At 69.8% G+C, this 23,290-nt stretch carries 22 protein-coding genes; 3 read left to right on the top strand and 19 right to left on the bottom strand.

Annotation, left to right across the window (positions count from 1 at the left end; genetic code table 11):
- Window positions 1-17 precede the first annotated feature (17 nt).
- The 10 genes from ELQ94_RS16455 to hrcA form a co-directional block, all read right to left on the bottom strand.
- The gene (locus tag ELQ94_RS16455) at window positions 18-710 is read right to left on the bottom strand and encodes a response regulator (RefSeq protein ID WP_127051460.1); all 693 of its coding nucleotides are present in this window, start codon (window positions 708-710) and stop codon (window positions 18-20) included.
- Window positions 707-1,909, bottom strand: coding sequence for a sensor histidine kinase (locus ELQ94_RS16460; protein WP_127051461.1), 1,203 nt, complete (start codon window positions 1,907-1,909; stop codon window positions 707-709). The genes ELQ94_RS16455 and ELQ94_RS16460 overlap by 4 nt, the downstream gene beginning before the upstream one ends.
- Before the next feature lie 92 nt (window positions 1,910-2,001).
- Window positions 2,002-2,892, bottom strand: coding sequence for a GTPase Era (era, locus tag ELQ94_RS16465; RefSeq protein ID WP_243697087.1), 891 nt, complete (start codon window positions 2,890-2,892; stop codon window positions 2,002-2,004).
- Between the two features lie 125 nt (window positions 2,893-3,017).
- The gene (locus tag ELQ94_RS16470; RefSeq protein ID WP_127051463.1) at window positions 3,018-4,316 is read right to left on the bottom strand and encodes a hemolysin family protein; all 1,299 of its coding nucleotides are present in this window, start codon (window positions 4,314-4,316) and stop codon (window positions 3,018-3,020) included.
- A gap of 3 nt (window positions 4,317-4,319) precedes the next feature.
- Window positions 4,320-4,781 (bottom strand): rRNA maturation RNase YbeY, encoded by a 462-nt coding sequence (gene ybeY, locus ELQ94_RS16475; protein WP_127051464.1) that lies wholly within the window; start codon window positions 4,779-4,781, stop codon window positions 4,320-4,322.
- Window positions 4,778-5,845, bottom strand: a complete 1,068-nt coding sequence (locus ELQ94_RS16480) for a PhoH family protein (protein ID WP_127051465.1) — start codon at window positions 5,843-5,845, stop codon at window positions 4,778-4,780. Before ELQ94_RS16480 ends, ybeY begins: the two co-directional genes overlap by 4 nt.
- Complete coding sequence (locus ELQ94_RS16485; RefSeq protein WP_127051466.1) at window positions 5,832-6,188, bottom strand: histidine triad nucleotide-binding protein; 357 nt, start codon at window positions 6,186-6,188, stop codon at window positions 5,832-5,834. Before ELQ94_RS16485 ends, ELQ94_RS16480 begins: the two co-directional genes overlap by 14 nt.
- Before the next feature lie 53 nt (window positions 6,189-6,241).
- Entirely contained in the window at window positions 6,242-6,973 is a 732-nt protein-coding gene (locus ELQ94_RS16490) for a 16S rRNA (uracil(1498)-N(3))-methyltransferase (protein ID WP_127051467.1), read from the bottom strand.
- Between the two features lie 2 nt (window positions 6,974-6,975).
- The gene (gene dnaJ / locus ELQ94_RS16495; RefSeq protein WP_127051468.1) at window positions 6,976-8,082 is read right to left on the bottom strand and encodes a molecular chaperone DnaJ; all 1,107 of its coding nucleotides are present in this window, start codon (window positions 8,080-8,082) and stop codon (window positions 6,976-6,978) included.
- A gap of 93 nt (window positions 8,083-8,175) precedes the next feature.
- Window positions 8,176-9,195 carry a heat-inducible transcriptional repressor HrcA gene (hrcA, locus tag ELQ94_RS16500; RefSeq protein ID WP_127051469.1) on the bottom strand — a complete coding sequence of 340 codons (1,020 nt, stop codon included), beginning with the start codon at window positions 9,193-9,195 and terminating at the stop codon, window positions 8,176-8,178.
- 249 nt (window positions 9,196-9,444) lie between these two features.
- On the opposite strand from hrcA, the gene ELQ94_RS17650 reads away from it, so the two are divergent.
- Window positions 9,445-10,173 carry a DUF4870 domain-containing protein gene (locus ELQ94_RS17650; protein WP_243697081.1) on the top strand — a complete coding sequence of 243 codons (729 nt, stop codon included), beginning with the start codon at window positions 9,445-9,447 and terminating at the stop codon, window positions 10,171-10,173.
- 155 nt (window positions 10,174-10,328) lie between these two features.
- Here ELQ94_RS17650 and hemW read toward each other — a convergent pair whose 3' ends face one another.
- The 6 genes from hemW to ELQ94_RS16540 all read right to left on the bottom strand — a co-directional run bounded on the left by hemW (window position 10,329) and on the right by ELQ94_RS16540 (window position 17,610).
- A complete protein-coding gene (hemW, locus tag ELQ94_RS16515; protein WP_127051470.1) occupies window positions 10,329-11,552 on the bottom strand; it encodes a radical SAM family heme chaperone HemW in 1,224 nt (407 codons plus the stop codon).
- Window positions 11,553-11,558: 6 nt separating this feature from the next.
- The gene (locus tag ELQ94_RS16520; protein ID WP_127051471.1) at window positions 11,559-12,227 is read right to left on the bottom strand and encodes a DUF1990 family protein; all 669 of its coding nucleotides are present in this window, start codon (window positions 12,225-12,227) and stop codon (window positions 11,559-11,561) included.
- A gap of 4 nt (window positions 12,228-12,231) precedes the next feature.
- Window positions 12,232-14,085: a translation elongation factor 4 gene (gene lepA, locus ELQ94_RS16525; RefSeq protein WP_127051472.1), complete on the bottom strand. Its 1,854-nt coding sequence runs from the start codon at window positions 14,083-14,085 to the stop codon at window positions 12,232-12,234.
- 85 nt (window positions 14,086-14,170) lie between these two features.
- On the bottom strand, window positions 14,171-15,151 hold the full coding sequence (locus tag ELQ94_RS16530) for an epimerase (protein WP_127051473.1): 981 nt from the start codon (window positions 15,149-15,151) through the stop codon (window positions 14,171-14,173).
- Window positions 15,152-15,155: 4 nt separating this feature from the next.
- The gene (locus ELQ94_RS16535) at window positions 15,156-16,379 is read right to left on the bottom strand and encodes an amidohydrolase (protein WP_127051474.1); all 1,224 of its coding nucleotides are present in this window, start codon (window positions 16,377-16,379) and stop codon (window positions 15,156-15,158) included.
- Window positions 16,380-16,446: 67 nt separating this feature from the next.
- A complete protein-coding gene (locus ELQ94_RS16540) occupies window positions 16,447-17,610 on the bottom strand; it encodes a pyridoxal phosphate-dependent aminotransferase (protein ID WP_127051475.1) in 1,164 nt (387 codons plus the stop codon).
- Window positions 17,611-17,675: 65 nt separating this feature from the next.
- Between ELQ94_RS16540 and ELQ94_RS16545 the strand changes: the two genes are divergently transcribed.
- Window positions 17,676-18,443 (top strand): alpha/beta fold hydrolase, encoded by a 768-nt coding sequence (locus ELQ94_RS16545; protein ID WP_127051476.1) that lies wholly within the window; start codon window positions 17,676-17,678, stop codon window positions 18,441-18,443.
- Window positions 18,444-18,557: 114 nt separating this feature from the next.
- Complete coding sequence (gene rpsT, locus ELQ94_RS16550) at window positions 18,558-18,818, top strand: 30S ribosomal protein S20 (protein WP_127051477.1); 261 nt, start codon at window positions 18,558-18,560, stop codon at window positions 18,816-18,818.
- 85 nt (window positions 18,819-18,903) lie between these two features.
- On the opposite strand, the gene holA is transcribed toward rpsT, so the two are convergent.
- Genes holA through ELQ94_RS16565 form a run of 3 tightly spaced genes read right to left on the bottom strand, consistent with a single transcriptional unit; the run spans window position 18,904 to window position 23,118 of the window.
- On the bottom strand, window positions 18,904-19,953 hold the full coding sequence (holA, locus tag ELQ94_RS16555; RefSeq protein WP_127051478.1) for a DNA polymerase III subunit delta: 1,050 nt from the start codon (window positions 19,951-19,953) through the stop codon (window positions 18,904-18,906).
- A 40-nt stretch (window positions 19,954-19,993) separates the two neighbouring features.
- Window positions 19,994-22,321 carry a ComEC/Rec2 family competence protein gene (locus ELQ94_RS16560; RefSeq protein WP_127051479.1) on the bottom strand — a complete coding sequence of 776 codons (2,328 nt, stop codon included), beginning with the start codon at window positions 22,319-22,321 and terminating at the stop codon, window positions 19,994-19,996.
- A complete protein-coding gene (locus tag ELQ94_RS16565) occupies window positions 22,318-23,118 on the bottom strand; it encodes a ComEA family DNA-binding protein (protein ID WP_243697082.1) in 801 nt (266 codons plus the stop codon). Before ELQ94_RS16565 ends, ELQ94_RS16560 begins: the two co-directional genes overlap by 4 nt.
- Window positions 23,119-23,290: the final 172 nt, after the last annotated feature.

A 23,290-nucleotide genomic window follows, 5' to 3' on the forward strand; every position in this document is an offset into this window, starting at 1 on the left:
ACCGAAGTGATCAGGGGTCATCCCCGAGGATGAACCGATCCGGGATCGACGAGCCCGTGCTCGTAGGCGAAGATGACGAGCTGCACCCGGTCGCGCAGTCCGAGCTTCGAGAGCACGCGCGAGATGTGCGTCTTGACGGTCGCCTCGCTCACGAACTCCTGGGCGGCGATCTCGGAGTTGCTGAGTCCGGCGGCCGCGAACAGGAAGATGTCGTGCTCGCGGGAGGTGAGGGTCGCGAAGGACGGCGGCGCGGCGGTCGTCGAGGTGGAGCCGACGTGACGGAAGAGCTCCATGGTGGCTCCGGGGGCGATGACGGCGTTCCCGGCGTGCACCGTGCGGATCGCGGCGAGCAGGAACTCGGGATGGGTGTCCTTCAACAGGAACCCGCTCGCGCCGCGACGCAGCGCCGTGGCGGCGGCCTCGTCGAGGTCGAACGTCGTCAGCACGACGATCTTCGGGCTCGGTCGCCCGCTCGCGTCGAATCGCTCCAGGATCGCGCTCGTGGCGGCGATGCCGTCCATGACCGGCATGCGTACGTCCATGAGCACGACGTCGGGCTCGAGCTCCACGGCGCGTGCGACTCCCACCGCGCCGTCCTCGGCCTCGGCGACGATCCGGAGGTCGGGTTGGGAATCGACGAGCATGCGGATGCCGGCCCGGAACAGGGCCTGGTCGTCGACGAGGAGGACGGAGATCGGTGCGTCGGTCACGGAGTGGCCTCTCGGATGGGGGCGGGGAAGGGGATGAAGGCGTCGATGCGGAAGAGGGCGCCGCTCGGGCGATCGACGGTGAGGCGGCCTCCCGTGAGCTCGGCCCGCTCGCGCATTCCGGCGATGCCGTGTCCCGGCGAGGGTGCCGTGGGCACGGGGGCCACGGCGTTCTCGACCGCGACGGCGACGCCGTGCTCGACCCAACGGAGGACGACCGAGACCTCGCCGGTTCGATCGCCGTGGCGGAGGGCGTTCGTGAGTGACTCCTGCACGATCCGATAGACGGCGATCTGATGGCTCGAGGGCATCGGGCGCGCGGCCCCCGTCTCCTGGAAGCGGATCGCGAGGCCGGCCGCTCTCATCTGTTCGACGAGGCGACCGAGGTCGGCGATCATCGGCTGCGGGCCGCCCGACTGGTTATGGCGCAGTTCGGCCAGGAGGACACGGACGTCGATGAGAGCCTCGCGCGCCGTGGTCGAGATCGTCTCGAGGGCCGTCTCCCCCATCTGGGGCGCCGTCGCCATCGCGTATCGTGCGCCGTCGGCCTGGGCGATGACGACGGCGAGCGAGTGCGCCACGACGTCGTGCATGTCGCGCGCGATGCGGTTGCGCTCCTGCTCGACGACGATGGTGCGCTCGGCGAGGCGTCGCTCCTGCTCGAGGCGGTACTGCTCGGCGCGCGACGCTCGCGTGGTCTCCGACTGACGGATCAGGACCCCCATACCCCAGGCGATCGTGAGCACGAAGATGGCCGCCGCAGAAGCCGTGACGAGCACGAAGACGGACCCGGCGACGTTCATCGGGTCGTAGAGCACATCGAAGATCGGACCGCCGAAGATCTGACCGACGGTGTAGACGGAGGCGATCGCGCCTCCGACGACGGCCGAGATCAGCCCGTACCACCGCACCCAGCCGTCGCCGTAGCGGCCGACGGCGTAGAGCACGCCCAGGATGATGATGTCGAAGAAATTCGCGGGCTGCTGCGTCGACAGCTGGATGACGACGGCGATCCAGGCGACCGAGAGCGCGATCGCCGGCGAGTAGCGGCGCAGTGCGAGCCCCCCGGAGAGCAGGACGACGACGGCGGCGGCGACGCCGGGCGACGGGGAGATCACGCAGAACGGCAGCACGACGAGACCGAGGACGACGGCGACGGTGATGTCGACCGCGAGCTGGGTGCGCGTGAGGGTCCTGATCATCCCTCCACGGTAGCCCGCCGGGGTGCTCGATCCGGGCGTCGGACCGTGTCCTCCGCCGCCCGGTTGACGAAGATCATCCCCGCGGGTGACGATCAGAATCCGAGGCGGCGCAGCTGCTTGGGGTCGCGCTGCCACTCCTTCGCGACCTTGACGCGCAGCGAGAGGAACACCGGGGACCCGACGAGTGGCTCGATCTCGGCGCGCGCGCGCGAGCCGACGTCCTTGAGTCGCGACCCGCCCTTGCCGATGATGATGGCCTTCTGGCTGTCGCGCTCCACGAACACGTTCGCGTAGATCTCGACGATGTCCTTGTCGTCGCGGCGCTGGATGTCGTCGATCGTCACGGCGAGCGAGTGCGGGAGCTCGTCGGTCACGCCCTCGAGGGCCGCCTCGCGGATGAGCTCGGACACGCGGTCCTCGAGCGTCTCCTCGGTCACGGCCTCGGCGGGGTAGAGCGCCACGGATCGTGGCAGGAGCGCGAGGATCTCGTCCGCGAGCACGTCGAGCTGGATGCTCTCGGTCGCGGAGACCGGAACGATCGAGTCCCACTCGCGCAACTGGGAGACGGCGAGGAGCTGCTCCCCCACCTTGTCCCGCGACACCTCGTCGATCTTCGTGACGATCGCGATCTTCTTCGCCCGCCCGTACCGCTCGAGCTGCTCGTTGATGAACCGGTCGCCCGGACCGATCTTCTCGTCGGCGGGGATGCACAGGCCGATCACGTCGACGTCGCCCAGGGTCGACTCGACGAGATCGTTGAGGCGTTGTCCGAGGAGGGTGCGCGGACGGTGGATGCCCGGGGTGTCCACGATGACGAGCTGACCGTCGGGGCGGTGCACGAGGCCGCGGATCGCCCGCCGCGTCGTTTGGGGCTTCGAGCTCGTGATCGCGACCTTCTCGCCGACGAGGGCGTTCGTGAGCGTCGACTTGCCGACGTTGGGACGCCCGACGAACGTGACGAACCCCGCTCGGTAACCGCCCACCTCCTCGGTGTCGCCCTCGTGGTCGGCGGCGCCCTCCTCGATCGAATCGGGTTCGACGGTCTCCGGGGTGGCCGTCTCCTGCTCGATCGCGTCCTTCTCGATTTCGTGCTCCGGCTGTTCCTGCGTCATCCCGCTGCCTCTCTCTCGAGCGCCGCGCGGATCTCGTCGAGCGCCTCCGTGGGTCGAACGACGACGCTCACGAGCCGCTTGCGTCGTCCGTCGACCCGATCTGCGACGAGCACGAGCCCGTTCGCCGTGACGTCGTCCCCTGCGACCGGAAGTCGGCCCAGGTGTTTCGTGAGGAGTCCGCCGACGGAGTCGACGTCGTCGTCCTCGAGTTCGATCCCGTAGAGCTCACCGAGCTCGTCGATCGCGAGCCGCGCGCTCACACGGTAGCCACCGTCGCCGAGGTCGACGACCTCGGCGAGCTCGGTGTCGTACTCGTCGGAGATCTCCCCCACGAGCTCCTCGATGAGGTCCTCGATCGTCACGAGACCGGCCACGCCGCCGTACTCGTCGATGACGATCGCGAGGTGCGTGGACTCGAGCTGCATCTGGGCGAGGAGCGCGTCGGCCTTCTGCGATTCGGGAACGAAGAGCACCGCCTTCGCGATGTCCCGCGCCGTGAGGACGTCCGCCTGAGCCGGGGTCTCATAGCCGATACGGGCGACATCCTTGAGGAACAGGATTCCGACGACCTCGTCGACGTCCCCGTCGATCACGGGGAGCCGCGAGACGCCCGTGCGGAGGAACACGCCAGTGGCCGCCTGCACGGTCTCGGAGGCGTCGACGACGATCATGTCGGTGCGCGGCACCATCACCTCGCGGACGACCGTCTGATTGAACTCGAAGATCGAGTGGATGAGCGCGCGTTCGTCCTCCTCGAGCACCGCGAGCTCGGTCGCCTCATCCACCATGCTGAGGAGCTGCTCCTCGGAGGCGAACGCCGAGTTGCGGGAGACGCCGGGCGTGACTCGGTTGCCGAAGGCCACGAGCGCATCCGCGAGCGGACCGAGCACGACGCGTACGAGGTGCACGATCGGGGCGGTGAGCTGCAGGATCGTGTCGGCGTTCGAGCGACCGAATCCGCGCGGGCTCGCCCCGACGAGGACGAACGAGACCGCCGTCATGAGGAGGGCGGAGAGGACGAGTGCGAGCCACAGCGAGTCGAGCGAGAAGGCGAAGGCGAGAGTGACGAGCACCGCTGCGGTCGTCTCGGCGGAGATCCTGATGAAAGAGATCGCGTTGACGTGCGTCCCGGTGTCCTCCGCTATCCGCATGAGCGAGCGTCGTGCCCGTGACTCCACGGCGATCGAGAGGATGTCCGAGCGGGACTTGACGGAGATGGCGGCCTCCGCGGCCGACATGAGACCGGCGAAGGCGACGAGGACGAACGACCCGGCGATGAGCCAGAGGAGCAGCATGGGTCAGCCGCGCCGCTCGCTCATCGCGAAGCCGAGGAGGATGTCGCGCTGGATGCCGAACATCTCCTTCTCCTCCTCCGGTTCCGCGTGATCGAAACCGAGGAGGTGGAGGACGCCGTGCGCGGTGAGCAGGAGGAGCTCGTCGATCGTCGCGTGGCCGGCGGTCTCGGCCTGCGACTCGGCGACCTGGGGGCACAGAACGATGTCACCGAGCAGCCCTGGCGGGGTCGGTTCGTCCTCCGTACCCGGACGGAGCTCGTCCATCGGGAAGCTCAGCACGTCCGTGGGGCCGGGCTCGTCCATCCACTGCACGTGCAGCTGCTCCATGGCGGCCTCGTCGACGAGCACGATGTTGAGCTCGGCCTCCTCGCTCACGTGCATGACACCGAGGGCGAAGTCCGCGACCCGCTGGATCTTGGCCTCGTCGACCTCGATGCCGGATTCGTTGTTGATCTCGATGCTCATGAGCGTCCTCCTCGCGGCTGGCGGTCGCGCGGCACCGCTCCGCGGCGCTCGGCACGATTGGCGAATTCCCTCGCCTGCTCGCGCTCGTAGTGGTCGGCCTGCTTCTTCGCGTCGTACTCGCTGTACGCGTCCACGATGCGTCCCACGAGGGAGTGTCGCACGACGTCCTCGCTCGTGAGGCGGGCGAAGTGGATGTCGTCGATCTCCGACAGCACGCGCGTGACGAGCCGGAGCCCGGAGGCGTTCGTCGGGAGGTCGATCTGGGTGATGTCGCCCGTGACGACCATCTTCGATCCGAAACCGAGTCGAGTGAGGAACATCTTCATCTGCTCCGGCGAGGTGTTCTGCGCCTCGTCGAGGACGATGAAGGAGTCGTTGAGGGTGCGGCCGCGCATGTAGGCGAGAGGTGCGACCTCGATGGTCCCGGCCGCAAGCAGCTTGGGCACGATCTCCGGATCCATCATCTCGTTGAGGGCGTCGTAGAGGGGACGCAGGTACGGGTCGATCTTGTCGGTGAGCGTGCCGGGCAGGAAGCCGAGCCGCTCGCCCGCCTCGACGGCCGGCCTCGTGAGGATGATGCGGTTGACCTCCTTGCGCTGGAGTGCCTGGACGGCCTTGGCCATCGCGAGGTAGGTCTTGCCCGTTCCGGCCGGTCCGATTCCGAACACGATGGTGCTCTCGTCGATCGCGTCGACGTACGCCCGCTGACCGGCCGTCTTGGCCCGGATGCTCTTGCCGCGGGACGTCAGGATGGCCTGGCCGCCGAGCACGTCGGCCGGGCGGCCGTCGGCGTCCAGGATGTTCGCGGACGAGCGGACCTCGTCGGGTTCGACGTCCTGTCCGTTGCGGATCATGATGAGGAGCTCCTCGATGAGGGTGGTGGCGGCGGCGACCTGTTCGGGGTCGCCGCTCAGAGTGATCTCGTTCCCCCGCGCGTGCAATTCCACGGCCGGGTACTGCGTCTCGATCGTGCGCAGCAATCGATCCTGGGGACCGAAGAGGCGCACGAGGGCGACGCCGTCGATGTGGAGGCGCGAGACCGCGCCGCCGTCAGGCTCCGCCAAGCGTGTCCTCCCCGAGTCCCCCTGCGAGCACGTGCGCGTGCACGTGGAAGACGGTCTGCCCGGCGCCCGCACCCGTGTTGAACACGAGCCGGTAGTCGCCGTCGGAGTGCTCGGACGCGATGTCAGACGCCGTCGCGACGAGTTCCGCCAGGAGACCGGGGTCGCCGGCGGCGAGCTCGGACACGTTGCGGTACTGCTCCGTCTTCGGAACGACGAGGACGTGGACCGGGGCCTGCGGAGCGATGTCACGGAAGGCGATGAGCCGGTCCGATTCGAACACGACGTCCGCCGGGATCTCGCGCGCGACGATGCGACTGAAGATGCTGGGTTCTGCGGTGTCCATGACGTCCAGTCTACGGCCGAGCCGAACGGGGCGGGGCGGCTCCGTGCGAGCGGTCACCAGCGGCCGAGGGCGACGTTCGCGACCGCGATCGCGGCGGGCCCTGCTGTGGAGGTGCGCAGCACGGTGTCGCCGAGGACGACGGGGATCGCGCCGGCCCTCTCGAGGGATGCGATCTCGTCGGGAGAGAAGCCGCCTTCGGGACCGACGGCGAGCACGATGCGCCGCGCGTCGTCCGGCACCGCGCGCACGGCATCGGCCAGTCGGACGCTTGCCCGTGGATCGAGCACGAGGACGAGGTCGCCGTCGGCCACGAGGTCGGCCGGCGCGAGGGGCGTCGTGACGTCGGGGACCCACGATCGGATCGCCTGCTTGCTCGCCTCGCGGACGATCGTCATCCAGCGCGCGACGCCCTTGTCGAGTTTGGGTCCGGTCCAACGGGAGATGCTGCGGGCGGCCTGCAACGGGATGACTCCGGAGACGCCCACCTCGGTGGCGGCCTGGATGGCGAGCTCGTCGCGATCACCCTTCGCGAGCGACTGCGCGAGCCACACTTCTGGCCGCGGGCGCTGCTCGCGCCGGACCTCTCCGAGTCGGAAGGCGATCTCGGACGTCGAGACGGACTCGACCGTCGCGTCGGCGAGCATGCCCCGACCGTCGCCGAGCATGACCGACTCCCCTGCTCTCAGCCGGTTCACCAGCGCGTGATGCGCCTCCTTGCCGCCCACCGTGACGAGCGAACCGTCGTCGTGCTCGGCGAGGTCGGCGGCGTAGAAGAGTGAGCTCACTCTCAGCCCCGGAAGCGGTCGCGGAGCTTGGAGAAGATGCCCTGGTGGAAGGAGGCGAGCTGCGGGCCCGCCTGCTTGCGTCCCTTCGCGAACTTCTCGAGCAGTTCCCGCTCCTTGTGATCGAGCTTCGTCGGCGTCACGACCTGGATACCGATGCGGAGATCCCCGCGACCCTGGCCGCGGAGCTTCGTGATGCCCCGACCCCTGACGGTGAGGATCTCTCCGCTCTGGACTCCCGCGCGCACCTCGAGGTCGACGTTGCCGTCGAGTCCCGGGATCGAGGCCTCGGCGCCGAAGACGGCATCCGTCATGGGCACCTCGAGCGTGCAGAGGAGATCGTCGCCGTCGCGGCTGAAGTCGTCGTTGTTGCGCACCTTGATCTCGAGGAACAGATCACCGTTCGGGCCACCGGCGGGGCCGACCTCTCCGCTGCCCGGCATCTGGAGGCGCAGGCCGGTGTCGACGCCCGCGGGGATGTCGACGGGAACGGTACGACGCGCGCGCACGCGGCCCTGGCCGCTGCACGTGAGGCAGGGGTTGGGGATGACGGTGCCGTAACCGCGGCAGGTGCCGCACGGCGAGGCCGTGACGACATTGCCGAGCAGCGAGCGGACCGTGCGCTGGATCTGGCCGGCGCCCCGGCAGACGTCGCACGTGACGGGAGAGGTGCCGGGCTGGCAGCACGAGCCGTTGCACGTTCCGCAGACGACGGCCGTGTCGACCTCGAGGTCGCGGTGCGTGCCGAAGATGACCTCGTCGAGGTCGACCTCGACGCGCAGGAGGGCGTCCTGACCGCGCTCCCGACGCGAGCGCGGTCCGCGCTGCGTCCCGCCGCCGAAGAACGAGTCGAAGATGTCGCCGAAGCCCGAGAACCCGGCGCCTCCCGCTCCGCCGCCGAAGCCACCGGCGTCGCCGAGGTCGTAGCGCTGACGCTGCTCCGGGTCGCTCAGTACGTCGTACGCGTGCGTGACGGCCTTGAACTTCTCGCTCGCGTCCGCCCCGGGGTTCACGTCGGGGTGGAGCTCGCGGGCGAGGCGACGGTACGCCTTCTTGATCTCGTCGGCGCTCGCATCGCGCGAGACACCGAGGACGTCGTAGTGGTCAGCCACACAGGGCCTTTCGTCTGAGTGCGTCGGTGCCTCGTGGGCGCCGACGTCGTGGATGGGGATGTTCGGTGGTCCGGATGACACGGACCGGGTCGGTCACGACTCCCCGAGGAGTCGTGTGAGATAGCGGGCGACGGCCCGCACGGCCGCCATGTTGTTGCTGTAATCCATCCGCGTGGGGCCGAGGACCCCGAGCCGCGCGGTCTCGCCGGCCGTGGAGTAGTCGCTCACCACGACGGACGTCTCCGACAGCCCGTAGGCCGCGTTCTCCCGTCCGATGCGCGCGGTCACACCGAACGCGTCGGACTGCAGCTCGCCGAAGAGGCGCAACAGCACGACCTGCTGCTCGAGCGCCTCGAGGACGGGGAAGATGCTTCCGCGGAAGTCGTCCTCCGTGCGCGCGAGGTTCGCTGAACCGGCGAGGACCAGGCGATCCTGCCGATGGTGACCGAGCTGGCCGATGACGGCATCGGTGACGAGGACCGCGACGTCGCGCATCGGCGCGTCGACTCCAGCTGGCAGCTTCTCGAGAGCCGCCGCCGCCTCGGCGATGGAGAAGCCGACGGTCGCGTCGCCGATCGCCGTCCTCAACCGCTCGACGACCTCGGGGGCGACCGGCGCTCCCGTCTCGATCACGCGCTGCTCGACCCGACCGGAATCGGTGATGAGCACGACGAGGAGGCGGGAGGGTGCGAGGGTCACGAGCTCGATGTGCCGCACGGAGGCGTTCGAGAACGTCGGGTACTGCACGATCGCGACCTGGTTCGTGAGCTGCGACAGCAGCCGGACGGTGCGGGAGAGGACGTCGTCGAGGTCGACGGACTCCCCCAGGAACTGCTCGATGGCCACGCGCTGCGCACTCGACAGCGGACGCCGGTCCGCGAGCTGGTCGACGAAGAGCCGGTAGCCCTTGTCGGTCGGGACGCGGCCGCTCGACGTGTGTGGAGCGACGATGAGCTCCTCCTCCTCGAGGAGGGCCATGTCGTTGCGGATGGTCGCGGCCGAGACGCCGAACGCGTGGCGGTCGACGATGGACTTCGATCCGACGGGCTCACGGGAGGCGACGTAGTCGTGCACGATCGCACGGAGAACGTCCAGTCCGCGTTCCGATACCATCGGCGCCCTCCCGTCGATCGCTGGCACTCACTGTCTCTGAGTGCCAATGATACTCCGGTGACGGGCATGCGCGACCGGCGCTCGCCGTGTCGATGGAGTGACGGGCTCCGTGCAGGACGGTGCGGCGATTGCGGGTGGTTCCGCGGGACCGATACCGTGAGCCTGTGCCTCGCGCGGGAGCGCGCACCTCCCGGTTCGGCCGGGAACAGCATCACAGCGCCGCACGACAACCGATCGAAAGGAACGGCGATGTCCGACCCCTCCTCCCCCCAGCCGGGAGATCAGCAGAATCCGGCGAACGGGCAGCCGCCGTACGGCGGACCCCAGCAGCCCCCGCCCCCGCCGCAGCAGCCCTACGGCGCCCCCCAGGGTCAGCCTGGTCAGGGCCAGCCGCCCTACGGTGCGCCTCAGGGCCAGCCGGGCTACGGCGCTCCTCAGGGTCAGCCCCCGTACGGTGCACCCCAGGGTCAGCCCGGTTACGGTGCCCCTCAGGGTCAGCCTCCCTACGGCGCTCCTCAGGGACAGCCCGGCTATGGCGGCCCGCAGGGTCCCGGCTACGGCGGACCGCAGCAGCCCTACGGCCAGTCGAACGGGGCGGCTCCCCTCAGCCCCGCAGAGGACAAGCAGTGGGCGATGTGGTCGCACTTCGGCGGAGTCCTCGGCTTCCTGCCGTCGCTCATCATCTTCCTCGTCTTCAAGGACCGCGGCGGATTCACCCGCCAGGAGTCGAAGGAAGCCCTCAACTGGCAGATCACCTGGATCATCGCCAACATCGCGTTCAGCATCATCCTCGGCATCCTGTCCGTCGTGATCGCCATCGGCAGCAACGGATACGGCTACGGCGGTATCGGCGCGCTCCTCGGCCTCCTCGCCTATGTGCCGTACATCGCGAACCTCGTGTTCTCGATCATCGGTGGCGTGAAGGTCAACGGCGGCTCGGCCTACCGCTACCCGGTGAACTTCCGCTTCATCAAGTGATCCGGCGCGTCCGGTCCGCCGCATTCAGTCGCGGACCGGACGCCGAAGTCAGCCGACGAGCCGACGAGCCGACGCACGACGGCGTCGGCCAGAAGCCGCCCGCGCAGGGTGAGGATTATCCTCCCGCTGTCTAACGGACGCGCGGCGACCGACGGTCAGCCGATGAGTCGTCGAACGACGGCGTCGGCCAGAAGCCGCCCGCGCAGGGTGAGGATTATCCTCCCGTGCAGGGCGGCTTCTCCGTTCACGAGCCCGTCAGCGATCAGGCCGGCGACCGCCTGGCGTGCGTCCGCTCCGAGCACGTCGATCGCGAGTCCGTCGGCGATTCTGGTCTCGAGCAGGATGCGCTCGACGAGTCGCGTGCCGTCGTCGAGGGTCTCCCGTCCGTGCGCGGGTGACGCGCCGTCGCTCACGAGCCCGGCGTACGCGGCCGGATGCTTGACGTTCCACCAGCGCACGCCCCCGACGTGGCTGTGGGCGCCGGGACCGACGCCCCACCAGTCGGCTCCCGTCCAGTAGGACAGGTTGTGGCGCGAGCGGAAGCTCGGCGAGGCCGCCCAGTTGCTGACCTCGTACCAGGAATAGCCGGCGGCGCCGAGGAGCTCGTCCGCGAGCTCGTACATATCGGCCTGCAGGTCGTCCGACGGGGCGGCGAGCTCCCCCGAGCGGATGCGACGGGCGAGCTTCGTGCCCTGCTCGACGATGAGGGCGTAGGCCGACACGTGATCGGGGCGTTCGGCGATCGCCGTCTCGAGGGACGTGCGCCAGTCGTGGATCGTCTCCCCCGGTGTGCCGTAGATGAGATCGAGGCTCACCTGCAGGCCGGCCGCTCGTGCCGCCCGAACCACGACGGGGATGCGTGCGGGGTCGTGCGTGCGGTCGAGGGTCGCGAGGACGCCGGGCACCGCCGACTGCATGCCGAACGAGACACGGGTGAAGCCGGCCCGAGCGAGCTCCTGGAGGTACTCCTCGTCGACACTGTCCGGATTGGCCTCGGTCGTGATCTCCGCGCCGTCCGCGATCCCGAGGTACGTGCGGATCGCGTCGAGCATGCGCACGAGGTCGGAGGCGGGGAGGAGGGTGGGCGTGCCTCCGCCGAAGAAGACCGTGCGCGCAGGTCGTTGAGGCAGCCCTGCGGCCTCGAGGACCCGGGCGGCCTGGACGATCTCACCGATCGCCTGCGTCGCGTAGTCGGCCTGCGAGGCCCCGCGGAGCTCCGTCGACGTGTAGGTGTTGAAGTCGCAGTAGCCGCAGCGCACCAGGCAGAACGGCACGTGCAGGTAGACCCCGAACGCCCGAGCGTCGGCCCCGATGGCGACCGAGTCCGGGAGGAGTCCGTCGCGCGGGGCCGGGTCGGCGAGGGGAAGCGGACCGGCCACGCGCGCCTACTCCGTGACCTGGCCGCGGCGCCGCGCCGCCCAGAGGGGCGAGAGGGTGCGCGCGAATCGCGTGGAGAGCGCGGTCCACCGGCGCCTCACGAGCCAGCGGAAGAGGCGGTAGTGCAGCGCCTTCGCGCGGAACACGGAGCGCTGGATGAACCGGACGCTGTCGTCGTCGGCAAGTTCGACGATGTAGGCGTCCTCGCCGCTCACGACGCCGCCGCCTAAGGTTCCGAACGTGACACTCACGCGGCGCTCGTCCTCGACGACCGACACCACGCGCACGCGCGTCGTGACGCGGTAGACGCCCACTCGACCGCTCAGGCGAGCGGACGCCCCGGACGAGACGTAGGGTGTGCCGTCGGCGGTGAAGCGTTCCTCTGCCGACAGCGTCGCCGGGGCGATCGGGGTGCCGTCATCGGCGAACTTCACTCCGGTGTATGCACCGGGCTCGCCGTGGGCGAGCACCTGGACGGCGATCCCGGAGCCGCGGTAGAGGTCCCACGACATGATCGCGTCGACGGCCTGCGTGAAGCGCTCCGCGCCGCTGCCGAGCCGCACCTCCACCTCGGCGGAGCGGAAGCCGCGCGGCGGATACTGCATCATGTCGGGGGCGGCGGTTGCGCCGACGGCGCCGTAATCGACGTGGAGGTCCTCGAAGCTCTCGCGGCGCATGGCTCTACTTCTTTTCCTTCTTCGTCTCGGTGTCTCCGGAGAGCGCGGCGATGAAGGCCTCCTGCGGCACCTCGACCTTGCCGACCATCTTCATGCGCTTCTTGCCCTCCTTCTGCTTCTCGAGCAGCTTGCGCTTCCGGGTGATGTCGCCGCCGTAGCACTTCGCGAGCACGTCCTTGCGCATCGCGCGGATCGACTCGCGAGCGATGATGCGAGCACCGATCGCGGCCTGGATGGGCACCTCGAACTGCTGGCGCGGGATGAGGTTCTTGAGGCGCTCCGTCATGAGCACGCCGTAGGCGTAGGCCTTCTCGCGGTGCACGATCGCGCTGAACGCGTCGACCTGTTCCCCCTGCAGGAGGATGTCGACCTTCACGAGGTCGGCCTCCTGTTCGCCCGCCGGCTCGTAGTCGAGCGAGGCGTACCCCTGCGTGCGGCTCTTGAGGTGGTCGAAGAAGTCGAAGACGATCTCGCCGAGCGGCATCGTGTACCGCAGTTCGACGCGGTCCTCTCCGAGGTACTCCATGCCGAGCAGGGTCCCGCGCCGGGACTGGCACAGCTCCATGATGGTGCCGACGTAGTCCTTGGGGGCGAGCACGCCCACCTTCACGACGGGCTCGGAGACGGCGTGGATCTTGCCGCCGGGGAATTCGCTCGGGTTCGTGACGGTGACGGTCTTCTTGTCCTCCGTCATGACCTCGTAGGTCACGGACGGCGCCGTGGCGATGAGGTCGAGGCCGAACTCGCGCTCGAGGCGCTCCGTGATGATCTCGAGGTGGAGGAGACCGAGGAAGCCGACGCGGAACCCGAAGCCGAGGGCGACGGAGGTCTCCGGCTCGTAGTTGAGGGCGGCGTCCGAGAGCTTGAGCTTGTCGAGCGCCTCGCGCAGATCCGGGTACTCGGCCCCGTCGATCGGGTAGAGACCCGAGAAGACCATAGGCTTCGGGTCGGTGTAGCCGGGCAGCGCTTCCGTCGCCGGCTTCACCGACGTCGTCACGGTGTCGCCGACCTTGCTCTGGCGCACATCCTTCACACCGGTGATGAGGTAGCCGACCTCGCCGACGCCGAGCCCCTTCGAGCGCAGCGGCTCCGGCGAGGACACGCCGATCTCGAGGAGCTCGTGCACCGCGCGTGTCGACATCATCTGGATGCGCTCGCGCGAGCTGAGCGATCCGTCGATCATGCGTACGTAGGTGACGACGCCGCGGTACGAGTCGTAGACCGAGTCGAAGATCATCGCGCGGGCCGGTGCGTTCGCGTCGCCCGTCGGACTCGGGATGCGGTCGACCACGAGGTCGAGGAGCTCCTCGACGCCCATTCCGGTCTTGCCCGAGACGCGCAGGACGTCGTCGGGCGATCCGCCGAGGAGCCCGGCGATCTCCCCGGCGTACTTGTCCGGGTCGGCGGCCGGCAGGTCGATCTTGTTGAGCACGGGAATGATCTCGAGGTCGTTCTCGAGGGCCAGGTAGAGGTTCGCGAGCGTCTGGGCCTCGATGCCCTGGGCGGCGTCGACGAGGAGGATGGCCCCCTCGCACGCGGCGAGCGAACGCGACACCTCGTAGGTGAAGTCGACGTGGCCGGGCGTGTCGATCATGTTGAGCGCGAAGGTCTCGCCGTTGCGTTCCCAGGGCATACGCACGGCCTGGCTCTTGATCGTGATGCCGCGCTCGCGCTCGATGTCCATGCGGTCGAGGTACTGGGCCCGCATGTCGCGGTCCGAGACGACGCCGGTGATCTGGAGCATCCGGTCGGCGAGCGTCGACTTGCCGTGGTCGATGTGGGCGATGATGCAGAAGTTGCGGATCGACGCCGGTGGTGTGGAGGCGGGCTGGAGTGCCGTAGTCGCTCGGGGGCTCACGCGATCCTCACGTCAGGGGTGTGCGGTGGACATCACATTGTCCCATGGTGCCGGCGACCGTGCGCACCGGCACCATGCCCATGGTCTAGGAGCGGCCCTCGACGACGGCTCGGACCGCTCCCTCGAGCTCGGCGTGGCGGAACGTGTAACCGAGCGCCGTGAGGGTCTCGGGGACGACCCAGCGGCTCTTGAGCAGGAGTTCCGACTCGGTCCGCATGCCGATCGCGCCGAGTTCGATCATCCAGCGGCGGAGCGGGACGCCGACGGGCATCCGCACGACGCGACGTACCGTGGCCATGAGCTCGGCGTTGTCGACGGGACGGGGCGCTGCGACGTTGATCGGACCGGACACCGCATCGTCCGCGATCGATCGTCGCACGATCGCCAGGACGTCGTCGAGATGGACCCAGCTGAACATCTGCCGCCCGTGCGTCGGCCGGTACTCATGAAACGCCCCGGCCAGCCGCTTGGAGCGCGGCGCCCACCAGCGGCCGTCGTACTGTCGACCGCCGAGGCCGACCCGGCTGAGCCCGAGCAGCGGAGCGAGTGCCGAGCCATCCCCGAGCACGATCGCCATGCGCAGGGCCACACGCCGCGTCTGCGGGAGGGCTGGCTGGAAGAACGCGCGCTCCCACGCGGTCGCGACGTCGACGGAGAATCCGGTCCCGATCTCCCCGGCGGACTCGGTCATCGGGCGGTCCATGGCGTGCCGGTAGATCGTGGCCGTGCTCGCATTGATCCACACGGGCGGCGGCGACACCGACGCGGCGATGGAACGTGCGATCGCCGAGGTGGTCGCGGTCCGCGAATGCAGGATCTCCCGCCGGTTCCTGGCCGTGTAGCGGCAGCTCACGTTCTTACCCGCGAGGTTGATGACGACGGCCGCGCCGTCGATCGCCCGATCGAGGCCGGCGGCGTCGCCCCACGAGACGTGGGACGGCCCCGACGCCGCCCTGCCCACCGTGACGACGTCGTACCCCTGCTCGCGGAGATCCGCGACGAGTGCGGTCCCGACGAAACCCGCTGCCCCCGCGACGACCGCGCGCGAACCCTCTCCCCTCGACACGGCCTCAGCCGTTCCGCGGGGCGAAGCGATCGGCGACGCTCGGCACGCCGTCCACGATCTCGAACTGGAGTCGCCCGTCGATGAAGACGCGTTCGGCCAGGCTCGTCGTGTCGAGGGGATCACCCGACCAGATGACGATGTCCGCGTCGAGACCGGCGGTCAGCGAGCCGACGCGCGCGTCGAGTCCGAGGAAGCCTGCGGGGTTCACGGTGAGCGCTTCGATGGCGACGTCACGATCGAGGCCCTCCTTCACGGCGAGGGCGGCCTGCAGGATCAGGAAGTTGATGGGCACGACGGGGTGGTCGGTCGTGATGGCGACGCGCACACCGGCACGTGCGATCGTCGCGAGGTTCCCGATCGCGCGGTCCTTCAGCTCCACCTTGGATCGCGACGTGAGCATGGGGCCGAAGATGACGGGGATGTCGCGTTCGGCGAGGACATCCGCGAGCTTGTGCCCCTCGGTGCCGTGGTTGATGACGAGGCGGTAGCCGAACTCCTCCTGGAGCCGGAGGGCCGTCGCGATGTCGTCGTGTCGGTGCACGTGCTGGTCCCAGGCGAGCTCGCCGTCGAGGACCCGGACGAGGGTGTCCTTCGCGAGATCGCGGGAGAACGGCTTCCCGTCGCGCGCGGCGGCCGAACGCGCTTCCGCGTAGTCCTGCGCGTCGATGAACGCCTGACGGATCACGGAGGCGACGCCGAGACGCGTGCTCGGGGTCTTGCCCTTCTCGCCGTAGACGCGCTTCGGGTTCTCGCCGAGCGCCGACTTCACGCTCACGGAGCCCGACACGAGCTGTTCGTCGATCGTACGCCCGCCCCATGACTTGATCGCGACGGTCTGGCCGCCGATCGGGTTACCCGAGCCGGGCTTGACGACGACGGTCGTCACTCCCCCGCTCAGCGCGTCGACGAAGCCCTCGTCCTCGATGTTGACGGCGTCGATCGCGCGGACGAACGCCGTGTTCGGGTCGGTCATCTCGTTCGTGTCGTTGCCGGCCGAACCGTTGGCCTCCTCGTGGATGCCGACGTGCCCGTGGGACTCGATGAAGCCCGGGAGCACGACCTTCCCGGTCGCGTCGACGACGTCCCAGCCCTCCGGCACGGCGAGGTCGGCGCCGACCGCGCTGATGCGTCCGTCCTCCACGAGCACCACACCGTTCTCGATCGGGGCGGAGGAGACGGGCACGACGTGGCCGCCGACGATGGCGAAGGGGGGATGCTGGTTTGTCATGCATCGAGCGTATGCCCGTGCGACCGGCGGTGACAGGTCGTCACGCGATGTGTCGCGCCCTGTCCGCTCAGTCGGCCGGCGCCTGCCCGTCGCCCGGTGCGGGGAGCTTCGCGAGTCCGTCGAGCAGACGTTCGCGCTCGGCGGCGAGGCAGACGCGCACCCAGCCTTCCCCGGAGCGACCGAAGGCGCTGCCGGGGGCCACCGCGACTCGGTGCTCCAGCAGGAAGCGCTCGGCCCAGGTCGCGACGTCGCCGCCCGTGGCGTGGGACAGGTCGATCCAGAGGTAGAACGCACCTTCGGGCTCGAGGTAGTGCATCCCCCGCCCCGCGAGGTGGGCGGCGGCGGCCCGTCCGTTGTCCTCGTAGTGGCGGGCCGCGGCGTCGATCGGTTCCCGGGGGCCCGTGAGAGCGGCGACGGCCGCCCGCTGGGCGGGTGTGGACACGCAACTGATCATCGCCTCCTGCACCGTGCGCATCTCGGCAGCGAAGCCCGGAGGGGTCACGAGGTAGCCCACCCGGATCCCCGTCATCGCGTACGTCTTCGAGAGCGAGAACACGCTGAAGACGCGCCCATCGCGGTCGAGCGTCGCGGGACTCACGTGCTCACCCGTGAAGGTGAAGTACTCGTACACCTCGTCGGAGAGGATCCACAGATCGTGTCGTGCGGCGAAGTTCACGAGCGACTGCAGGACCTTTGCGGAGAAGACCCGACCGAGGGGGTTCGACGGCGAGTTGACGAGCAGCACCCGCGTTCGCGGGGAGACGAGCGTCTCGAGCTCGTCCAGGTCTGGAGCGAACGCGTCCTCCGGCGAGAGACGGTAGGGCACCGGAACAGCCTGCAGCATGCGCGCGTTCATGGAGAACGTCGTGTACCCGGGATCGGGCACGAGAATCTCGTCGCCGGCGTCGAGCAGGAGACCCATCGCCTGGATGAGCGCCTGCGTGGCGCCGACAGTCACCCACACCTGCTCGACGTCGACGGTCATCGCGTTGTCCTGCGCGAGCTTCTCGACGATCGCCCTCCGCAGATCGGGGATGCCGCCGTTCGGCGTGTAGCGCGTCTCGCCCGCCTCCCACGCCGCCGTCGCGGCCTCGACGATGTGGGGGGCGACCGGCTGGTCCGGCTCGCCGACGGCCAAGACGTTGACGTCGTCGAGGGACAGCGCGATCTCGAAGAGCCGGCGGATACCGGACTCCGGAACGGACGACATGTGCGAGGCGAGCTGCGGCATACCGCCACGCTAGTACCGCGCCGTGCACGCCCTCGCGGCGCTCGGGCCGACCGTACGATGGGCGGATGGACAGAGACCCCGCGCAGCGACCTCCCGTCCTCCTCGTGCACGGCATCCGCACGTCCCGCTCGATGTGGCGCGGTCAAGTGGAGGCTCTCACCGCCGCGGGGGTCACGGCGCTCGCGATCGATCTGCCCGCCCATGGCGACCGGATCGGTGAGCCGTTCTCCCTCGACGCGGCCTTCGCGGCGATCGACGACGCGATCGCGTCGCTCGGCGGTCGGGTCGTCCTCGTCGGGTTGTCGCTCGGCGGCTACCTCTCGATCGAGTACGCGGGACGTCGCCCGGAGAAGGTCGCCCTGCTCGTCGCTTCCTCGTGCTTCACGGTGCCGAAGGGGGTGGGGCTTGCGGGGTACCGCGGCCTCGCGCGCGCGATCCGCCGCCTACCGGACCGCGGGAGCTGGCTCAACGACACGATGGCACGCCTCGCCGTGGGACAGGCGGCGGCGACCGACATCGGAGCCGGCGGGGTCGCCCTCGATGCGATGGACGAGACGCTCGCCGCCGTGGGGCAGACGGACCCGATCTCGTCGCTCGCTCGGTACGACGGACCCGTGTGGTTCGTCACGGGTGCTCTCGACCACTTCCGGCTGGACCAGCGTCGCTACCGCGCGGCCCGACCCGAGGCCCCGTTCATCGTGGTTCCGCGCGCGAGCCACCTCGTCTCGCTCGTCGCGCCGGAGGCATTCACACGCATCGTCCTCGACGCCGTCCAGGCCGCTCCCGACGACGTCGCCGCCGAGCCGTCGGATGATTTCCCCTCGGAGGGCTGAACTGGTATCGTTTCCTGTTGGCTTGCGTGTGGGTTTTCACCACACGAATCGCCGGGTACGACCCTCTCTCGTTACCGGCATCTTCATACAACCTCGACGAAAGCGTACGTACACGTGGCAAATATCAAGTCGCAGATCAAGCGAATCGGCACCAACAAGAAGTCTCAGGAGCGCAACAAGGCGGTCAAGAGCGAGGTCAGGACGGCCATCCGCGCAACGCGCACGGCGATCACCGCCGGCGACAAGGAGAAGGCCGTCGCCGCTCTCAAGGTCGCGGGTCGCAAGATCGACAAGGCCGTGAGCAAGGGCGTCATCCACAAGAACCAGGGCGCGAACCGCAAGTCGGCCATCGCGAGCAAGGTCGCCGCGCTCTGATCCACCTGCGCTGCAGCTGACCCGGTCGGCCGTGACGTACCGAATGCCCCGTCCGTTGGACGGGGCATTCGTCGTTCCCCGAGCGTCAGAACGGTTCGGGAGTGGGCCCGAGGGTGCCGCGGGACGCGACCGTCGCGATCATTCGTTCCAGGGCGAAGACCGGGTCGCGACTTCCGCCCTTGACGTTCGCGTCGGCGTCGGCGACGGCGCGGATGGCGACGCCGAGCCCCTCGTCGCTCCACCCGGCGAGGTCGCGTCGCGCACGATCGATCTGCCAGGGCGCGAGCCCGAGCGATGAGGCCGACGCCCCCCTGCTGCCGCTCACTTTGGCCATCGTGCGCATCTTCATCGCGAAGGCGGCGACCATGGGCACGGGGTCGGCGCCGGAGTCGAGCGCATTGCGCAGCGACACGAGGGCCTCACCTGTGCGACCGGCGATGGCGGCGTCGGCCACCGCGAACGAGGACGTCTCGACGCGACCGGCGTAGTAACGCGTGACCGTCTGCTCGGTGATGTCGCCCTCGATGTCGGCGATGAGCTGCTGGCAGGCGGCCGCGAGCTCGGCGACGTCGTCGGAGAACGCGGCGACGACCTGACGGAGGGCGCCGGGCGCGATGCGGCGGCCCGCGACGCGGAACTCGCGGGAGGCGAAGTCCATCTTCTCGGCGTCCTTCTTGAGATCGGTACAGACCATCTCGACGGCCACGCCGGATGCGGCGCGCACGGCGTCGAGCAGCCGCTTGCCGCGGACCCCGCCGCCGTGGCGCAGGATCACCGTGGCTCCCTCGGGCGGGGAGGCGAGGTAGCGCACGGCCTCGTCGATGAAGGCGTCCGTGCACTTCTCCACCGAGAAGACGCGGACGAGCCGGGGTTCGCCGAACAGGGACGGGCTCGCGAGGGAGATGAGCTCTCCCGACGCGTATGAGTCCGCCTCGATGTCGGAGACCTCGAGGCTCGGGTCCTCGGCGCGCAGGAAGTCGCGGAGCGCCGTCATCGCGCGGGACGCGAGGAACTCCTGGGATCCCGACACCAGCACGACCGGAGCCGGACGGACGTCATGCCAGGCGAGTTGCGGGATCGCGACCTTCGACGACGGTTTCGACGACGTACTCTTCGACGCGCGGCGTTCCGCCATGCGACCTCCTTCGACCTCCCGATTCTATGGCGCACCACCGTCATCCCGTCGCCCGAAGGCCACCGTCCGCCGGCCCGGACGACCAGGTCACGAGTTCGTCCTCACGGGTTGCGACGAGGGTCGTACCGCTCCGGTCCGAGCGGGCGACGGCTGTGCCGTCGCGAGTCAGGAGCGCGAGCGCCGAGGCAGTCGGATGACCGTAGTCGTTGTCCGCGCCGCTCGAGACGAGGGCGAGGCGTGCGCCGATGCGTGAATAGAGCGGGCCGTACTGGTCGGCCGAGCCGTGATGGGCCATCTTGACGATCGCGTAGCCCGATCCCACGGTGCCCTCCGCGAGGAGGGCGAGCCCCGAGTCGGCGCCGAGGTCGCCGAGCAGGATCGCGTCGATCGTCCCGCCGAACTCGATGACGACGCTGCCGTCGTTGCCCGTGTACGGCGTCGGTTGCGGAGGCGGCCAGAGGACCCGCCAGGCGACGCCGCCGAGGTCCCCGGCGTCGCCGGCCGCCGTCTCCGCGACGAGCGCACCCCCGTCCGCGAGCGTGGTGATGACGGCGCGCTCCGACTTCTCCTGCGGCGTCTGATGGAGGACCTGCGTCGTCCGACCGATGACCGCGGTGATGCCACCGACGTGGTCGGCGTCGAAGTGGGTGAGGACGAGCAGGTCGATGTGACCGATCCCCAGGTCGGCGAGACAGGCGTCGAGGGCATCCGCGTCCGGCCCCGTATCGACGAGGGCCACGGCTCCCCCGCTGCGCACGAGCACGGCGTCGCCCTGGCCGACGTCGCACATCGCGACGGTCCAGTCCCCCGGGCGCGACACCAGCTCCCCGATGCGCGATCCACCCAGGACGGCGAGATACCCGCAGAACGCGACGATGAGTACGGACGCCGAGAACCGTCGGACCCGCGCAGACGCGGAACCGACGGCGACGGAGACGAGCACGAGCGCCCCGACTGCCGCGAGCATCCCCGGGACACCGGGCGCACCCGGTAACCGCGCGAGTGGAGCCGCGTCCGTGGCCGCCGCCACCGCTGCGACCCATTGCGACGGCACCCACGCGAGGGTTCCGATCACCGCGCCGAGGCCCGGGAGCGTGGGCAGCAGGAGGCACGAGATCATGCCGAGGATCGTGACGACGGGCGCGGCGGGAGCGGCGAGCATGTTGGCCGGAACGCCCCAGACGGGCACGCTCGGATCGAGCAGCACGATGATCGGCTGACAGGCGAGTTGAGCGGCGAGGGGAAGCGCGATCGCGGCGGCGAGCACGCGAGGGACGAATCGCGACAGCAGGGTGGCGAGCGGTCCGGCGAGGAACAGCAGTCCGGCCGTCGCGGCTACTGAGAGGGCGAACCCGAACTCGCGCGCCAGCCACGGGTCGACGAGCAGGCACACGACGACCGCGAGGCACAGCACGGGCGCCCCCAGCGAGCGACGCCCGAGTCCGTGGCTCACGAGCACGATCGCCGCCATCGTTGCCGCGCGGACGACGCTCGGCTCGGGGGTGACGAGCACGACGAATCCCGCCAGCGCGAGGAGCGATCCTCCGACACGGAGCCGACGCGAAGCCCCACACAGCGCCAGCAGACCGAGGACCGCGCCGACGACGAGCGCGCAATTGGCTCCGGAGACCGCGGTCAGATGGCTGAGGGACGCCTCGGTCATCCGATCGGACAGCGCCTCGTCCACGAGGGCGGTGTCACCGACGGCGAGTCCGGGGAGCAACCGGCCGCCGTCCCCCGGGAGCTCGGACGAGAACGTGACGAATCCGGCGCGGAGGCCACCGGCCAGGTCGTCGACCGCCGCGGGTGCCGTGCGAGACACGGTCCCGCCTGCGTCCGCGAGCACGAAGGCCTGCCGGTCCCCGTCACGGCCGTTCTCGACCCGGGCGGTGAGCCCGAGGGTCTCCCCCACCCGGAGATCGGCCGTGCCGCCGATGAAGAGCACGGCCGGCGCCGAGAGACCGGACACTCCGGCTGCCGTCGACGGCATGGAAGAGGCACCGGCCGCGGTCACGGTGACGTCGACCACGACCCGGTCGCCCGGTCCGTCGAGATTGTGAGGGCGGCCCGTGACGACGGCGGTGAGATCGACCACCCGGGACGAGTTCGCCGCGTCTTCGAGAACCGCGGGGCTGCGCTGGAGGGAGGACGCGGAGAGCCCGGCCGCCGATGCCGCCCCGATCGCGAGGCAGACGGCGAGGCTCGAGAGCGTCCGCACCGCCCGAGCGCGGGGTGCGATCGTGAGGAGGACCACGGCGAGGCCGCCGAGGGTGAGGGAAGCCCAGGCCGGTACCTCGCGGACCTGCGTGCACGCGAGGGCAGTGACCCACGCGGCGAGAGCGGGCGCGGCCATCCGCAGATCGGTCATACGGTCACGAGTCCCTCGAGCCCGGCCAGGGTCGCGTCGCCGATCCCCGGAACGTTCAAAAGCTCGTCGACGAGCCGGAACGGACCGTTCTCCGTGCGCCACGAGATGATGCGCTCGGCGAGGGCCGGCCCGATCCGCGGCAGCGTGTCGAGCTGTTCGGCCGTCGCCGTGTTGAGGTTCACCGGCCCGCTGCCTGTGGCCGCCGCTCCTCCGCCGGGTGACGCCGCACCGCTCTGCGGCGCCGTGGGCGCCTCCCCGGGCCTCAGGACGACGATCTGCTCGCCGTCTGTGAGGGTGCGGGCGAGATTGATCGAACCGGCATCCGCCTCTCCCGCGAGGCCGCCGGCCGCCGCGATCGCATCCACCACACGGGCGTCGGGAGCGAGCGTGTAGAGACCGGGCCGTGTGACCGCCCCGAGCACGTGCACGTAGATCGCATCGGCGGTCGCCTCCGCGGCGGCGCCGGTCTCCGACGGTCGCGGTGACGCGCCCGGTTCGGCGTCGTCGAGAGCGATCGTCGAGGAACCGGCGACCGTGGCGGAGCGAGCGGCCGCGGTCACGGCAGCGAGACCGAGAGCGACGAGGACGAGGACGACGCCAGCGGAGAGACCGATCCGGCCCCGGAACCGTTTCCCGCGAGTCTGGCGGCTCTGGTGGCGGACGGCGGACGCATCGCGTCGTTGTCCCACGTCGGTACCCGCGTTGTGACCGTCGTCGGGGGCGACGGAACGGTAGACAGGCCCCGATTCAGGGCCGATGTCGGAAGGCGGGTCCGGGAGCGGGTCGACGGGGTGCACAGGTCGACGGTAGGTCGGCCGTCAGGTCCGAGGACGACCGGTGGTTCGAAATGGCGGACAGCCGCTCATCCACAGCCGTCCGACGACGAGATGCCGGCCCGGAAGTGATGCCAGAGGGAAAGCCCCGGATGACCGGACCAGAGGCCGTGCGCTCCGTCCGTTTCGTCGGCGT

This window comes from Labedella endophytica, from assembly GCF_003990045.1.
Classification (GTDB): Bacteria; Actinomycetota; Actinomycetes; order Actinomycetales; family Microbacteriaceae; genus Labedella; species Labedella endophytica.